General features: G+C 44.9%; 14 protein-coding genes. 11 read left to right on the top strand and 3 right to left on the bottom strand.

What is annotated here, in order from left to right; translation table 11 throughout:
• Positions 1-36 precede the first annotated feature (36 nt).
• The 6 genes from QUB35_RS27725 to QUB35_RS27700 all read left to right on the top strand — a co-directional run bounded on the left by QUB35_RS27725 (position 37) and on the right by QUB35_RS27700 (position 7790).
• Positions 37-1599 carry an adenylate/guanylate cyclase domain-containing protein gene (locus QUB35_RS27725; protein WP_333300943.1) on the top strand — a complete coding sequence of 521 codons (1563 nt, stop codon included), beginning with the start codon at positions 37-39 and terminating at the stop codon, positions 1597-1599.
• 209 nt (positions 1600-1808) lie between these two features.
• A complete protein-coding gene (locus QUB35_RS27720; protein WP_333144854.1) occupies positions 1809-2792 on the top strand; it encodes a GntR family transcriptional regulator in 984 nt (327 codons plus the stop codon).
• A 202-nt stretch (positions 2793-2994) separates the two neighbouring features.
• The gene (locus QUB35_RS27715) at positions 2995-3669 is read left to right on the top strand and encodes a nitroreductase family protein (RefSeq protein WP_333144844.1); all 675 of its coding nucleotides are present in this window, start codon (positions 2995-2997) and stop codon (positions 3667-3669) included.
• Between the two features lie 159 nt (positions 3670-3828).
• Positions 3829-5718, top strand: a complete 1890-nt coding sequence (locus QUB35_RS27710) for a hypothetical protein (RefSeq protein WP_333144843.1) — start codon at positions 3829-3831, stop codon at positions 5716-5718.
• A gap of 169 nt (positions 5719-5887) precedes the next feature.
• Entirely contained in the window at positions 5888-7024 is a 1137-nt protein-coding gene (locus QUB35_RS27705) for an AAA family ATPase (protein WP_333144842.1), read from the top strand.
• Positions 7017-7790, top strand: a complete 774-nt coding sequence (locus QUB35_RS27700; protein WP_333144841.1) for a hypothetical protein — start codon at positions 7017-7019, stop codon at positions 7788-7790. Before QUB35_RS27705 ends, QUB35_RS27700 begins: the two co-directional genes overlap by 8 nt.
• A 113-nt stretch (positions 7791-7903) precedes the next feature.
• Here the strand turns inward: QUB35_RS27700 and QUB35_RS27695 are convergent, their stop codons facing one another.
• A complete protein-coding gene (locus QUB35_RS27695) occupies positions 7904-8545 on the bottom strand; it encodes a Uma2 family endonuclease (protein ID WP_333144840.1) in 642 nt (213 codons plus the stop codon).
• 180 nt (positions 8546-8725) lie between these two features.
• On the bottom strand, positions 8726-9505 hold the full coding sequence (locus QUB35_RS27690; protein WP_333144839.1) for an ABC transporter permease: 780 nt from the start codon (positions 9503-9505) through the stop codon (positions 8726-8728).
• 127 nt (positions 9506-9632) lie between these two features.
• On the opposite strand from QUB35_RS27690, the gene QUB35_RS27685 reads away from it, so the two are divergent.
• The 5 genes from QUB35_RS27685 (at position 9633) to QUB35_RS27665 (ending at position 14629) form a co-directional block, all read left to right on the top strand.
• On the top strand, positions 9633-10790 hold the full coding sequence (locus QUB35_RS27685; RefSeq protein ID WP_333144838.1) for a DegT/DnrJ/EryC1/StrS family aminotransferase: 1158 nt from the start codon (positions 9633-9635) through the stop codon (positions 10788-10790).
• A 329-nt stretch (positions 10791-11119) separates the two neighbouring features.
• Complete coding sequence (locus QUB35_RS27680; RefSeq protein WP_333144837.1) at positions 11120-11245, top strand: hypothetical protein; 126 nt, start codon at positions 11120-11122, stop codon at positions 11243-11245.
• A gap of 29 nt (positions 11246-11274) precedes the next feature.
• A complete protein-coding gene (locus tag QUB35_RS27675) occupies positions 11275-12951 on the top strand; it encodes an AarF/ABC1/UbiB kinase family protein (protein WP_333144836.1) in 1677 nt (558 codons plus the stop codon).
• 162 nt (positions 12952-13113) lie between these two features.
• Positions 13114-13488, top strand: coding sequence for a hypothetical protein (locus QUB35_RS27670; RefSeq protein ID WP_333047934.1), 375 nt, complete (start codon positions 13114-13116; stop codon positions 13486-13488).
• 190 nt (positions 13489-13678) lie between these two features.
• Entirely contained in the window at positions 13679-14629 is a 951-nt protein-coding gene (locus QUB35_RS27665; protein ID WP_333144835.1) for an NAD-dependent epimerase/dehydratase family protein, read from the top strand.
• A gap of 135 nt (positions 14630-14764) precedes the next feature.
• Here QUB35_RS27665 and QUB35_RS27660 read toward each other — a convergent pair whose 3' ends face one another.
• Positions 14765-16663: an Npun_R2821/Npun_R2822 family protein gene (locus tag QUB35_RS27660; RefSeq protein WP_333144834.1), complete on the bottom strand. Its 1899-nt coding sequence runs from the start codon at positions 16661-16663 to the stop codon at positions 14765-14767.
• Positions 16664-16757 lie beyond the last annotated feature (94 nt).

The following is a 16757-nucleotide window of genomic DNA, read 5'->3' as shown; positions in this document are numbered from 1 at the left end:
CGCATTGTTCGCAAACCTATATCCTCGCGGCCGCCGATGCAAGCTGCACCTTTGCCCAGCAACGAAGAAGAGAGAATAGAAGCACTTCACCGCTACAACATTCTCGACACAGAAGCCGAAGCAGCTTTTGATGATCTAACAGCTTTAGCATCCTATATTTGCGGCACTCCTATTGCTTTAGTAAGCTTAATAGATTCTAACCGACAGTGGTTTAAATCCAAAGTCGGCCTGGAAGCGCCCGAAACTCCGAGAGAGTCAGCTTTTTGCGCCCACGCTATTTTAAATCCCAACGAATTGCTAGTTGTACCCAATGCTTTAGATGACGATCGCTTTGTCGGCAATCCGCTAGTAACTTCCGATCCCAATATTCGGTTTTATGCTGGAGCCCCGCTAGTAACTCCTGACGGTTATCCGATCGGCACTTTGTGCGCGATAGATACAGTTCCTCGTAATCTCACCCCACAACAGCTAGAAGCGCTGCGGACTTTAGGACGGCAAATTATTAACCAAATGGAGTTGCGAATAAATATAACTAAATTAAAGCGCGCACAGATCAGGAACAAACAAGTAGAAGCCAAACTCCGTTCTACAGACGAGCAAATTGTCAATTTTTTAGAAGGAATGAGCGATGCTTTTTTTGCTTTAGACACCCAGTGGCGATTTACTTACGTCAATTACAAAGCAGGGCAATTTTTGCAGCGATCGCCGGAAGAAATTTATGGTAAAAATATTTGGGAAGAGTTTCCCGAATTAGTGAGTTCTGATTTTTATGAAGAGTATCATGCAGCGGTAGCGAAACAAGTTGGAGTGAGTTTTGAAAAATATTATCTTCCCTTAAAAGTGTGGTTGGAAGTCCGGGTTTTTCCTGGTCACGACGGCCTTTCTGTGTTTTTTCACAACATTTCCAAGCGCAAGAAGATGGAAGCTGCACTCAAGAAAGAACAGAGAAAAACTGACGGTTTACTGCTAAATATTTTGCCCGGACCGATCGTGGATCGGTTGAAGCACGAACCGGGGGTAATTGCAGACAAGTTTGAAAAAGCAACAATTCTTTTTGCTGATTTGGTGAATTTTACCCAAATTTCTACCACCATGTCCGCAACTAAATTAGTGTACTTGCTGAATGAAATTTTCTCAGCTTTTGACCAACTGAGTGAGAAGCACGGCTTAGAAAAAATCAAGACGATCGGGGACGCTTACATGGTAGCAGGCGGCATTCCCATTGAACGCCCAGACCACGCAGAGGCGATCGCCGAAATGGCGCTGGATATGCTAGTAGCAATTGAGAAATTAAATGTGAAGCTAGACGCGAAATTTGAGCTCCGCATCGGGATTAATAGCGGCCCGGTGGTAGCAGGGGTAATCGGCACTAAAAAATTTATTTACGATTTGTGGGGAAATGCGGTAAATACAGCCAGCCGTATGGAATCTCACGGCATAACAGGCCGCATTCAAGTCAGCCATTATACTCATAAGTTGCTGCAGGATAAATATGAATTTGAAGATCGCGGCGAGATCGAGATTAAAGGTAAAGGGCCAATGCAAACTTATTTACTGACGGGGAGAAAAACAGGAAGCGATCTCAAAATTGCAGAGTAAATAAAACTAAGACTTGAAACTACCTGATTGTTGAGGAAATGCCGGAGGCTGCGATCGATCGCCTCGAAGGTGCGATCGCCCGCTCGGCAGAACGGCTGCTGCAGATCAACCAAATAAGATTATGCTATAGACAGAGATATCGCAGCAATCCTAGGCGCGGTACTCGACCTTATAAAAATACTAAGTTGAAGTCGTCGGAGCCTTTAATAATGGTTCAATTTCATATTCAAACCGATAGCGATATTCCAGCATCCACCCAACTATTCAATCAAATTAGGTTTGCGATCGCCTCGCGACAATTTCCGCCCGGACACCGCTTGCCCAGCACCAGACAGCTAGCCATGCAGACGGGTTTGCACCGCAACACCATCAGCAAAGTATACCGCCAGCTCGAAAATACCGGACTCGTAGAAGCCCAAGCAGGATCGGGCATTTACGTCCGCGCCCTAGGCAACGAAGGCGGCAACAAACTCAAATCTCCGATCCTCGAAGAATATCCCCTTGCCAACAAAATAGTGCAAGGAAGTATCGATCAACTGCTGGGACAGGGCTGTACGCTCAACCAAGCGAGGGAATTATTTTTGGCCGAAATTGACTGGCGGCTCAGGTGCAGCGCCCGCGTGGTCGTCACAGCCCCCACAGAAGACATCGGCGTGGGTGAACTGATGGCGAAAGAACTCGAACAAGCTCTCCGCATTCCCATACAGTTAGTGCCGATGGAACAGCTAGGTACTTTTTTGGATCAAATCTCTTCGGGAACTGTGATCACCAGCCGATATTTTATCGGAGAAGCAGAATCGATTTCGGCACCTCGTTCGGTGCGAGTGATTCCCGTAGACATCTACGACTACAGCCAGGAAATCCAGTTAGTCGGGGGTTTGCCGAAAGACAGTTATTTGGGTCTCGTTAGCCTGAGTCCGGGAATGCTACGATCGACCGAAGTCATCATCCACAGCATCCGGGGAGAGGATTTGCTGGTGATGACGGCCTTGGTGTCAGACGAGTACAAGATTAACTCGATCGTGCGATCGGCCAGAACAATTTTTTGCGACCAACCGAGTTTTGCTACAGTAAAAGCTGCCATCAATGCGGCTAGAGAAGATATTATTCGTCCCCCGCAACTGATATGCTCCGAAAATTACATCGGATCTAAGTCGATTAATTTGCTCAAGCGCGAGTTGGGCTTGGGGTAAGTCAGCAGTCATTAGTCATTAGTCATTAGTCATTAGTTATTAGTTATTGGTAGCCACTCACAAATAACATCGGACAAATAACAAATAACAATGCCCAATGCCCGATGCCCGATGCCCAATGCCCAATTCCGAATGCCCAATGCCCAATGCCCAATGCCCAATGCCCAATGCCCAATGCCCAATTACCAATTACCAATTATCCATGACAATTGAAATCCAACCTTCAATTAATGTTAAAACGGCGATCGAAAGCCGGCGGGCCGCGCGCAGTTTCCAACCCGATCCGATTCCCCCAGCAATATTGGCAGAGATTTTGCGATTGGGAGTGCGATCGCCCTCTGGTTACAACTTGCAGCCTTGGCGGTTTATCGTAATTCAAAACGCAGCCAGCAAAGAAAAATTAAAAGCTTGCGCCTTCGATCAGCGCCAAGTGGTAGAAGCCCCAACAGTATTAATCTGTTGTGGCGATCGGCGCGCCGCCAGGCCCGAAAACACCGAAGCCGTCATCGACTTGGGCAAAACCACAGGCGCAATGAATGACAATTTAGCCGGTTATATGCGACAAGCAATCCCGCAATTGTTCGAGAACCGTCCCTGCTTCGAGTCCCTAGAAGCTTGGACAAACAGACATACAATGCTCGCAGTAGCCCACTTAATGATTGCAGCTAAAAGCTTTGGGGTAGACAGTTGTCCGATGGAAGGTTTTGTCAGCGCTAAGGTGAAAGAAGCTTTTCAAATTCCCGAAGAAGTAGATGTTTGCTGTTTGCTGCCGCTTGGTTATGCAGCAGCACCTTTGAAACAATATGGCGGACGTTTTGACGTGACTCAAGTTTATTACAGCGAAAGTTATGGACAGGCTTTGCAAGCTGAGATTTGAGAGTTAAGATTTTGTGGCGACTTGAATTTTCAGAGTTAAGATTTGGAATGAATCGGGGTCAAAGTTCAAACAGATCAAAAATCCCGACTGTTCTGCAATCTAAAATCTAAAATTCCAAATCTAAAATCGAAAGTGGTGAGATTAGACAGAGGAGAAAATATGACAGCAGCAACGCGACAAAGCAACGCACAAATTCTAGAAGTTAAATTGCAGCAACACTTGCAAGCAGCCGGATTTAAAAACTTACCGCTTTATATTAGTTGTGATTTTCGAGATGAATCTTTAACGGTTGTGGGAGAACACCCGCGCAGTGTAGTTCTCAAAGCCAAACCGACTTTTGCGGTGCTAGAAGCAGCAATTCTCGAAATAGAACCCGAATCTATTCAACAGATTGGACTTTGCCTAAAAATTACCGGGCAAAAACAGCCTTATGCTTTCCATTCTTTTACCATGCACAACCCTGTTTTGTCAAGACCAAAAGCAGTGCTGTTGTTCAAAAAAACCGAGAATCCCCCTGCCGAAGAAACCGGGATAGTCTTAACAGAAAATGTGGTCGAGACGGCGGATGTAGAGGAGGAGATACCGTTAGAAACGGATGGGAAAGATGCGTGGGATGAAGAATATTTTCCCAATTTGTCTGAGAGTTCCAGCAATTCCGAGCCGATCGCCTTCAGCGTGCAAGCAATCCCGGCAGATATTGCAGACAATCCCTTCAATCCGCTGGATATGGAAGCGGTAACAGTTGCCCAAAAACCTAAGCATTCACCGTTGGCGATGCTGGCTGCAGCAGGAATGGTCAGCATGGCGGCGCTAATTTTGGCAGGCGGTTATTATATGCTGAGCCGGCCCTGCGTCATCGGAGGATGTAGTGCTTTAGCTAATGCCAAACAGTTGAGCGAGAATTCGACGAAGACGCTGAAAACGTCAAAAGTTGCCAACAGCCCCCAAGAAGCGCAGCGACAGTTAAAACAGGCGATCGCCCTTTTGGAACCGATTCCCTCATGGTCAATTCATCGCGGTGAAGCTCAAAGCGCTCTGGAAAGCTACCGTTCGCAAAATCAGAATTTAAACTCTGCGATCGATGCAGCGCGCCTCGCACAGTCAGCAGCCCAGAAAACCCAAAATCCGCCTTATTCTGCCGAGGACGGGCAGGAAGCGCAAGCTCTGTGGCAAAGTGCGATCGCCGAACTCGGAGAAATCCCCACAGACAGCCCAGTGTATCCATTTGCTCAGAGAAAAACGAAGGAATACCGGAAGAATGTAGCAACAGGAAATCGGCAGTTAAGCACAGAGAAAAAAGCCGAAAAAACGCTGCTCGCGGCCAAAAATACAGCCCAAATAGCAGAAGCTCGCGAAGCAGTAGCGACTACTGCCGAGACTTGGGATCAAGTGCAAGCAGGTTGGGAAGAATCCCTCGCAATCCTATCAGAAATTCCCACGGGCACGACATCTTACCAACAAGCTAAACTGCTAGTTCCCAAATACGAAACCAAACTTTCAGAAGCTCGCGAGCGCAAAAATGTCGAAGGAATTTCGGAAAATGCCTATACTCAAGCTGTGACTTTAGCAGCGGAAGCTCGAATTTTTGAGGGCAAAAACGCCTGGTTTAAAGCATCAGAATCCTGGCGAAGAGCTTTGAGTTACGCGGAGCAAGTGCCGGCGGCAACTGCCTATTCTCAGAAAGCCCAACCGCTGATCGCTTCCTACAAAACTTCATTGCAGCAAGCAGAAGTAAAGTTGCAGGAAGAAAGGAACCTGCAAAAAGCCCGCACCGATTTAGATAGAACTTGCAAAGGCAACCCCAAGATTTGCGACTATACTGTTAGCAAAGATTTGATTGCGGTGCAGATGACTCCAGGTTACGTGCAGAAACTGCAACAAACTTTCATTCAAGCAAACAACAACAATGCTGTGAAGTCTCGCCAAGCTGTAGAAAAGCACGTTCAAACATTGCAAAAAGCTTTGGAGGCGATCGCCGAAAACGCCCAAATCCCGATGCAGGTGTACGATGGCGAAGGCAAGCGGATTGGGAGTCACGAACCGAAGTAAGCTGTTACGGCATTTAATTTTAGTTTTTGGGGCGGGCTAGGAGCAACGCCCCACTCATTGTTTCAAGAAACATGATTGTTACAATTAAATGCGCGCTAACAACTTAGAACATCCGAACACACACTACAAGCTCGGCAATCAAACTGTATAAAATAATATTAGCAATCAAATGCTAGAAAAGGTCAAACTTCATAACTTCAAAAGTCATAAAGATACAGAACTTAGTTTAGATAGTTCACGCCTACACGCACTCGTAGGACAAAACAGTTCGGGTAAAACATCAGTTTTGCAAGCAGTGCATTATCTCAGTCGGCTTGCTAATTCATCATTTGACAAGATTTTTCAGCATGAAAAAGAGCCTCAATTTATTACAACAATTGGGCAAGATAATATGTCTGTTACTGCAAGTGGTTTTTGGAAAAACCCAGATATAAATAATTGGGAAGCTTCCTATGAGTGGAGACGAAACGTTAATCAGATGTGGGAGTTTACAGCATTATGGAAGGCAGATAAAAACCAGGAATATAGGAAAGTAATGTCTGAAACTTCCTTAATGACTACGGAAGAGCCAATTCAGCAATCTTTGAGAAACGCAGTTCATCTTAAGCTCGTAGCTACTAATCTTGCTAAAGCAGCTTACAGTGATGCAATTACACCGCGAGTTGAGTTCGATGGTTCAGGGTTAGCACCTACCTTAGACTATCTTCGTGACGAAGATCCAGATAAATTTCAATCTTTACAGAAAATGTTGAAACGGATTGTACCAGGTGTCCGCGAGGTAGGGGTAAGGCGAGCTAAAGTTATGGTCAATCGCCAACGCTTAATCGAAGTCGATGGCAAATCTATCTCCTACGAAGAAAGTCAGGAAATTGCAGGGCAAGAAGTTGTCCTAGACATGAATACTGGTAAGCGCATACCAGCCCATGCCATTAGCGAAGGCACAATGCTCGCTCTCGGATTACTGACTGTTTTGATGAATCCCAATCAACCTAATTTAGTGTTATTAGATGATGTTGAACAGGGACTCCATCCCAAAGCGCAACGAGAATTAATCGCTGTTTTCAAGGAAATTCTTCAATACAACAGCAATCTGCAAATTATTTTTTCTACCCATTCTCCTTACATTGTGGATGAACTTCTTCCTTCTCAAGTTCATGTATTAAGTAACAACTATTCAGGTGTGACTCGTTGCAAACGATTGGATGAACATCCTGATGTAGAATGGGCAAAACAAACTTTAACCACTGGAGAATTCTGGGATGCTGAGGGAGAAGATTGGGTGGTTGCAGGAGAAATAAATGATTGAGTTTGTGGTGATTGTAGAAAGTAGTGCAGACGCACGAACCGCTACTAGATTAGCCGATCGCGTTTTAGTAGAAAAAATTGATTGGTTAGAACCTGAGATGCTGCAACATCTATTTCAATGGAGTGGTTTAGAAGCTGGCACGGAGAATTCTTGCTGGAAAAATATTAATCAAATTATAGATAATTTCCAACAAAGCTTAGGATTTCGTCCTCCAAGGTATTTAGGTCATCGTAAAGATGGAGCCTTAAAAGCTGATGGTGCAGCAGCTATAAAAATTATTAATTTAGTACGATTTATTCAAAAAACACGACAGATTAAAGCAGTTCTCCTGATCCGCGATTTAGACAATCAACCTCAGCGAAGAGAAGGTATTGAGCAAGCACGTTCAGAACAAATCGAACGACAACCTAAATTAGAAATTATTATGGGTACAGCCGACAGAATGCGGGAAGCTTGGGTTTTAAATGGGTTTATTCCATCTAATCAACAGGAAAAACAAATTCTTCAAGAGATAATGACCGAATTGACGTTTAATCCTTGCGAGGAGTCACACAGACTACGCTCTAACTCATTGACAGAACCCGATCGCATTAGAAATCCTAAAGTTGTTGTCGAAAAGCTAACAGGTGGCAAGATGGAACGCGAACAACAGTGCTGGGAAGACACGCCTGTGGAATTTCTACGAAAAAAGGGTGTTTATACAGGCTTAACAGCCTATATTGATGAAATCGAGGAACGATTAATTCCTATTCTTTTATCTGAGTAAAAGAGTAACTCAGGATTTACGCATAACCTCTATCTTGCAGGTTTGCAATGCGCGCCTTACCGCTATGGGTAGGGCGTAAAATCACTTCTTCCCTAAGTCCTGTTCCTTCAAAACTAATCGGTATCCCCAGCAATTTCATCCCCCGTCAATCCAGCTTGAAAAACTTGTTTAGCCGTCAAATTCAACTCTGGAAAAGTTGGCGACTCAATCCTATCATTTCCCCGAAACAAACTCACCTCATACTCGCCATCAACCAACTGATAAACCGATATCGTTGGTTGCTTGGGATTCCCGATAAACCTACGGCCGCCCAAACCGAGATAATCCACAATCCAGTATTCAGGAATCCCAATTAGTTCGTATTCGCCTACTTTTTTGATGTAGTCATCTTGCCAATTCGTGCTAACTACTTCAATAACCAGCGGAATTGATGCGCCTTGAGTCACGGTTGAGAATTTTTTCCACATAGGTTCTGACGCTAAGTTGGGGCGATTTAATATCGGAAGATCGGGCGAATAAGCTGATTCGTTTTCCAGTGGCTTAACTAATGCTTGTTTGGGGATGAAGTACGGAAGTTTTACCTTTCTAAACTCAGCAGTTAACTCTGAGGCTAAAAAACCGATAACTTCTTCATGGTCTCCTAATGGCTGTGACATTTCAACAATCTCTCCATTGTGCAGTTCATAACGTCCGTTTTCTGGCTTCCATTCCGCAAATTCTTCAAAAGTTAGCGTTTTAGTTGCTGTTTGAATCATGGTTATTCTCCTTAGTGATGGCTAGGGCGGGCTAGAAGCCCACCCCACAAGATAACTCACTCTTTGTGGAACAGGCATCTTGCCTGTTCATAAAAATACTGCCACATACAAGTTCCTACCTACATTATATTATCAATTCCCAATGCCCTGTTTGGCCAATTCCCAATGCCCAATTCCCAATTACCATTTGATCAATTGTGCATCTTGATTAAAAAATTTCCGGGACAATCCCTCAGTCAACAGCAGAGTTGCGATTACAGTTGCCAGCGCTAACACAAACATAATTAAAATCTGGTAAGATGCTGCATCGAGAGGACTGACACCGCTCAGCATTTGACCTGTCATCATTCCGGGTAAAGTTACGATTCCTACCACCGTCATTGTATTTAATAGTGGGATTAATCCAGCTTTGATGGCATCTTTGCGGTACTGCTTTACTGCTTGCTGCGGCGTGGAACCTAAACTTAAATGGGTTTCTATTTCTAACTGGCTGCTATTAACTGTACTGACAAGTCTTTCGCCCGCGATCGCCCCGGAGTTCATGGCATTGCCCAAAATCATACCCGCTAAAGGAATCAGGTATTGCGGTTCGTACCAAGGGTCAGGTTGCAAAATTAGCAAGTTTGTATAGGCGAGAGTCAAGGCCGTACTGATAAAAATTGAACCCCAAACTAAGGGCAGTAAGTTCTTGATTTTTTTGCTGATGCGGTTGCTGGCAACCATGCTAGCTGTTGTCAGCATGATTGCTAAAACTGCTAAAACCAGCCAAGGATTTTTCCCCTCCGGGTCAAATACGACTGCGAGCACGTACCCGACTAAGATTAGCTGGATCAGGGTGCGCCCTGCGGCGATCGCGATCGTCCCCTCCAATCCCAATCCCTGCCACGCCGAAAGCCCGATCGCGATCGCCACCATCCCCAAAGCCCAACCCAAATCTGTAAAATCTAGCAGAATTAACACCGGCCCACCCTTTCGATAATGTGATTGTTTGCCTGTCCAAATATAAGATATTGCAATAAAGGTTTCTGAGAAACAGTTTTGCTGCAAGAATTTGCTTTGATAATGCTTGAAATTTATGGTGTGAAGAGTGAATAATGTTCCCCCCCTCGACTTAACCCGCCAATACGCGCTCCTTGGCGACGAAATAACCGCTGCGGTGCAAAAAGTGCTTGCCTCTGGCGGCTACGTAGGCGGCCCGGCCGTGAAGAGTTTTGAACGAGAGTTCGCCGACTACATCGGCGTTTCCGAGTGCGTTGGCTGCAACTCCGGCACCGATGCCCTGATTTTGGCTTTGCGAGCTCTCAAAATTGGCCCCGGCGATGAAGTGATTACCACTCCCTTTACCTTTTTTGCTTCGGCTGAGACAATTAGCGCCGTCGGTGCGACTCCAGTATTTGTCGATATTGACAGCGAGACTTTTAATCTGGATGTCGAACTCCTCGAAGCGGCAATTACCGACAAAACCAAGGCAATTATGCCCGTCCACATCTTCGGCCAACCGGTAGACATGACTCGGTTGATGGAAATTGCGACTCGGCACAATTTAGCCGTAATTGAAGATTGCGCCCAATCTGTCGGGGCCCAGTGGCAGTCTCGAAAAGTCGGCAGCATCGGCCATGTCGGCTGCTTCAGTTTTTATCCGACCAAAAACTTAGGCGCTTGCGGTGATGGTGGCGCGGTGACGACAAACGATCCAGCCCTCGCAGCTTCCATGCGAATGCTCAAAGAACACGGACAGTCTTCTAGGTATTTCTACGAAGAAATCGGCTACAACAGCCGTTTAGATGCCCTGCAAGCGGTGATTCTCAGCATTAAATTGCGATATCTCGACAGTTGGAACGCCCAGCGGCAGGAGAAAGCGACACTTTACAGCGAATTTCTCTCCCGCGTGCCCGGAGTTGCCCTCCCCAAAGAATTGCCCGAAGCAAAAGGAGTTTGGAATCAATACACGATCCGGCTGACAAGTCCAGAAGACGCGCAAAATCCCTCTGGCAATTTCCGGGACTCGGTGCGGGCTCAGTTGCAGGAAGCTGGCATCGGTTCGATGGTTTACTATCCGTTACCTTTGCACCTGCAACCTGTTTACAAATCTTTGGGCTATTCTGCCGGTCAATTGCCACAGGCTGAGCAAGTTTGTCGCGAAGTCTTGTCTTTGCCGATGTTCCCGGAACTGTCGAGGGATCAACAAGAGCGGACGATTTATGGTCTGAAAGATTGCTTGGCAAAGGCCGATCGCATCCGGTAGCGTTGGCGCGATGGCATCAGCGAGGGAAATGCAGGAGGAGAAAAGAATTGCAGGGTTGCATTGCTGTGAGAATGTGCAGCGGTCAGGGAGAGCTGTTAAGTATTTTGACTGATCACTTGTACTTTTATGTACTATATTTAATGAAAAGAAACAAATTTAGGCTAGCAATCCGCCTCGAACGGGTGCATTTTCCGCTCGCCTAAAACTTGAAATGCGATCGGTCAATGATGAAAAAGGAAGTTCGGCAACGGATTCGCTCGACGGATGTAACGGAGGTAACGGATTTCAGGAAGAGGGAAGAGGGAAGAAGGAAGAATAAAGAATAAAGAATGTTGGAACTTTCGACTTCTAATCCCCGATGCCCGATGCCTGATGCCCGATGCCCGATGCCCGATGCCCGATGCCCGATGCCCGATGCCCGATGGCCGATGCCCAATTCTCAATTTAACCTGTAATTTTCAGAAGATAAGAGGAAAATAAACGAGTGCCTCAGTATCAATTCACTCAGGCTAGACGCTACGATCCACAAGCGATCGCTCAGTATTACCGCAACCGTCCTTGGAAAGCAATTTGGCGCGCAATTACCGTTATTTGGTCTTTTGCGGGCTTTGTGCTAGGGATGCTGTGGGACAGTTGGCAGCACGAAGTCGCAGCACACCAGCCGGAACGGGCCGCCCACCTGCGACAAATACTCACTCGCTTGGGCCCAACTTTCATTAAAGTCGGCCAAGCCCTTTCTACCAGACCGGATTTGATCCGCAAAGACTTTCTTGAAGAATTGATCAAACTTCAGGATCAATTGCCGCCGTTTGACTCGGTGCGCGCTTTCGAGATTATTGAAGCGCAACTCGATCGCAAAATTAGCGAAACCTACAGCGAAATCTCCCCCGAACCTGTCGCCGCGGCAAGTCTCGGTCAAGTCTACCGAGCTCGCCTCCTCACCGGGGAAGCAGTAGCAGTCAAGGTTCAGCGACCGAATTTGCTGCCAGTCTTGAGCCTTGACCTTTACTTAATGCGCTGGGCCGCTGGATGGTTGGGCCCCTTGTTGCCGCTGAATCTCGGTCACGACCTTTGTTTGATCGTCGATGAATTTGGTATCAAATTGTTCGAGGAAATTGATTATATCAATGAAGGCCGCAACGCCGAGAAATTTGCTACAAATTTTGCCGACGACCCGACAGTAAAAGTTCCGAGTATTTACTGGCGTTATACTTCAAACTGCGTTCTGACTCTCGAATGGATTGACGGCATCAAGCTGACAGATATGGCAAGTGTTAAAGCCGCAGGTTTGGATACCGATAGTTTAATTGAAGTCGGAGTCCGCAGCGGTTTGCGACAGTTGCTGGAACACGGATTTTTTCACGCTGACCCCCATCCGGGAAATCTGTTTGCCTTAGCGGACGGCCGCATGGCTTACATTGATTTTGGGATGATGGATCAGATGGAAGAAACAACTAAAGAAACTTTGGTTGATTCTGTCGTTCATTTGATCAACAAAGATTACTTACAATTAGCCAAGGATTTTGTCAAACTTGGCTTTTTGACTCCAGATACAGATATTATGCCGATCGTCCCGGCGTTGGAATCTGTACTGGGTGATATCGTCGGCGAAAAGGTGTCAGATTTTAACTTCAAGACGATTACAGACCAGTTTTCGGAGTTGATGTACGATTATCCTTTCCGGGTGCCGGCGAAATTTGCCTTAATTATTCGCTCTCTGGTCACAGAAGAAGGTTTGGCCCTGACGCTGAATCCGAATTTCAAGATAGTCGAGGTGGCGTATCCTTATGTAGCGCGGCGTTTGTTGAACGGAGAATCTCCGGCACTGCGGCGGCGTCTGATTGAGGTATTATTCAAAGATGGCAAATTCCAGTGGAACAGGTTAGAGGACATGATCGCGATCGCCCGATCGGATCGCAGTTTCGACTTGCTCCCCACAGCACAACTAGGCTTGCAATTTTTGCTGTCCGAGGAAGGGTCGTTTTTGAGACGCCAGCTAATGTTAGCTTTGATTGAGGACGATCGAATCCACACCGAAGAAGTTCGCAGCCTGTGGAACTTAGTCAAGGAAGATTTGCAGCCCGGTCGCCTGTTCAACGTTGCTCTAGGCGCTTTGACGGAGTTTTCCACAGCAGGAGCAGCCGCGCTAACTCGATTTTAGTCATTAGTCATTGGTCATTAGTCATTAGTCATTGGTTATTTGTTGGTTGTTAGTTGTTGGTTCTAATAACTAATTCCCCATACCCAATGCCCTGCGCGGGCCAATGCCCCATGCCCCATGCCCAATTCCCCATTCCCCCTTCCCCCAATTAAGGAATTATTCGTGTATTATTTTCCAGAACCTCCCTATTTTTTAATGTCGGCTGGATTACTAGCAGGTATGGCTTCCGGCGTAGCATTTGAAGCAACTCTCAAACAATCGGTACAACAGTGGTCTAAAAATCGTTCTACTCGCACCTTGGCTAACCTGCCAAGGCTGCAATTGGTCATACCTTTTCTGGGAATGGCTGGCGGAATTTGCGTATTTTTAGCTTCTGGGATGGAGATTTTTGGCTTCCCAAAACTACTTTGTTATGCCCTAGCTTTGCCACTGACGGTACTCACGGGCTGGCTAGTTTGGACTCAGCTAGGTAAGCTTTTGATCGAGTTAGAACGCGGAGGTTCCCAAGCGCTGGATTTAGATTCTTTTGAACAATGAAAGTTAACTATCAACCTCTTTTGTGAGAAGCAAGGGGGTTGATAGTTATCTATGATTATCCTATTTGATGCTTTTTGAACCGCAGAGAACGCAGAGTACGCAGAGGAAGAGAAAGAAGAAGATGACAACTTAGGCAATAATTTGTGTATTTTTTTAAAAATAAAATCTAAAATCTAAAATCTAAAATCGAATGAGTATTTTAATTGTTACGGGTGCGGCGGGATTTATTGGCTCTAATTTAGTAGAAACTCTTTTAAATCGAGGGGAGACGGTGATCGGTGTTGATGAGTTCAACGATTATTACGATCCGGATCTCAAGCGCAAGAATATTGCACGATTTGAAAGGTATCCGGGTTTTGAATTGGTGGAAGGCGATATTTTGTCTGTAAATTGGCGAGGTCTTTTATCTGATGCGAAGGTAATATTTCATCTGGCGGCGCAAGCAGGAGTTCGTGCTAGCTGGGGCGATGGTTTTCGCAGCTATACCGAACGCAATATTAACAGCACTCAAGTATTGTTAGAAGCGGCCAAAGATGCGCCAAGATTGCAAAAGTTTGTCTATGCTTCTTCTTCTTCAATTTACGGCAATGCTGAATCTTTTCCCACGAATGAAAATGCTTGTCCGCAGCCGGTTTCTCCCTACGGAATTACGAAATTAGCCGGTGAACGTTTGTGCGGACTTTATTACAAAAATTTTGGCGTTCCCACTACTTCCCTGCGCTATTTTACTGTTTACGGGCCGAGACAGCGCCCCGATATGGCTTTTCACAAGTTTTTTAAGTCGATTTTGTTTGACGAGGCGATTTCAATTTTCGGCGACGGATTGCAAACGCGGGATTTTACGTTTATCAGCGATTGCGTTGCGGCGAATTTAGCGGCGGCTGAGGTTGCGGAAGCTGCGGGGGAAGTTTTTAATATTGGTGGGGGAAGTCGGGTAGTTTTGAAAGAAGTTATTGATACAATAGAGAGGATTGTCGATCGACCTATTCGGATAGATTTTACCGAAGCTGCGAGGGGAGACGCGCGGCACACTAGCGCGGATGTGTCTAAAGCCCAGAAAATCTTAGGTTATCAGCCACAGGTTGCTTTAGAAGAAGGATTAAGGCGCGAATGGGAGTGGATTCAGTCTGTGTACAGTTAGAGTACAGTTAGAGTACAGTTAGATGCTATCTATCCCAGAAATTCCGCAACTTAAATTGAACATTGTTGATTTTTTGAATTCGCCAACTTTTGAGGTTTATCTGCAATCGAAATGCTGCGATTATAGCATTATATTTTAGAAAAAATCGCACTTGTTGTGAGTAGTAATGGCTTCGATAATTTTATTCAAAACTTTTTTAGAATCAGTCATTGTACTTAGCCAATAACTGCCTGAATGTAGCCGATGATAATAACTTAAATTACTCACAGCATACAAGCTGGCGCCACTTTTTAACCACAAATAATTGAAAGCGGCGACATCGGAAGCTTGCACGCAAATATCTTGATTATCCTCGGCACAATCCAGGTATTTCTGTACATTGACGAAGTAGTTTCCATCATTAATAAAATTGCGAAATAATTTAGGATTGGGATTATTTAGAATTAATTCTCGTGCTTTTTCAAGATTGATTTCTGTGTCCGAAAATAATTTAAAATTAAAGTAGGGATTTGCGGATGTCGGACAGTAAATTAGGTTGGGATTCCATGCAGTTATGTGGTATAGTCTATCGACATAAGTTTCGCTCAAGGCATTGTCAGAGTCAAGAATAATTGCCCACTCATTTTTGCAGTGGGAAATCGCCATAATTTTGCTTTTATACGCACCAAAATTTTGCTCACCTCTGCGGATAGAAATCTTAGGTGACAAGTTTGCTATATTTGCTTGCATCCTAGAAAACTCTTCGGGGGAGGAAGCATCATCGTAAATAATAATATCATCAATGCGATCGTCATACAAAGCATTGCACAATGCCCCTACAACCAAACTAGAACGGTTAAAATGGGTAATAGCTAGAGATATTTTACTTCTGTTAGCCACAGACGGACGCCGAATTGAAGTTAAGCGAACGCCTAGAAGGCTTGTCCGCAAGTCCATCATAATTTTGTAATACTGTTGGTAAACTTTATTTTCGAGTTGTAAACTGCGAATTTTTCGGCCAGCTTTTCGCCAAATATTCATTTCTGTATTTGCCAATCTATACCTAAAGTTGATATTTTTTTGCCTGACAAAGGTTTTGGCCTTTCTGTATCCGCGCACTAGCAAACTTGGGGATTTGAGTTTGGGGCATTTTTCCGGCGACTTCAAATAACGGTAGTGCAGAAATACATCTCGGTAGGGAATCTCCACATCTTCACCAGCACACAATAGATTAATTTTGGTAGCCGAAATACTCATGTAATGCAAATAAGTCAACCGTCGCCCTTTGTCATATAGAACATAATCTATCACATCAAATTGAGAAGACCAATGATTCCCCGTCACCTGTTCGGGTTGAGTATATGCAAAGTTGTAAAAAGATATTTTGCTGCGGGCGACTAAATAGTTAAGTAAAGATTGGTCAGCGCCCCGCAAAGACATAATTTCCGCTTCTCCTGATGTTAATTTTTCGATAAATTGAGAAGCATTATTTCGATTAAAAACCCCTAGTTTTGACGCAAACCAACCCGCACAAAAAGTATGAGATGGCAGTTCGTCAATATTTAAAATGTGAGGTAATTTGGCGGAGGAAAAATCAAATATATAATTGAGGTCGGATTTGTATTGAAAATCGTTTGCTACCCAATCAAAATCATCGAGTTTTTGATAAATGTAATCGAGAGAACCCATTAACAGAGTGTCTGCGTCAAAATAGATGAATTTATCAAAAGGGCCGTCGAAACAACATAATTTTCGGTGCATCTCCAAACATTGAACAGGTTTCAAACCTTTAGATTTCCATACTTTTTGAGCTTTTGCATGAGTTTTCCAAACTTGAGTCGCAAAGTCTTCCCAGAAATGGAGGGAATCGGTATTTTCAAACAGGGTGACATGAGGACGAGTTGCAATTTCTACTTGCACTTTTTTCATTCTGTCATCGTAGGGAATGATGCAAACTGGAATATCTTTTGCCCCATTGACTTCGAGGCTGTTTAATAAAGCGACTAAGTGGTCAAAAACAACATCGTTTGCCAGAATATAAATGCCGTCAGCCATAGTTTTTTAGTTAATAAGTAACCCAGCGCATATATATTTCTTTTTAGGTGCGGGCAAGATGCCCACACCACAAGAAATAAAATTTATTGATTGT

Origin of the sequence: Microcoleus sp. B13-B6 (assembly GCF_036705405.1) — a bacterium.
Taxonomy (GTDB): Bacteria; Cyanobacteriota; Cyanobacteriia; order Cyanobacteriales; family Microcoleaceae; genus Microcoleus.
This window is presented reverse-complemented; position numbering and strand designations above follow the sequence as displayed.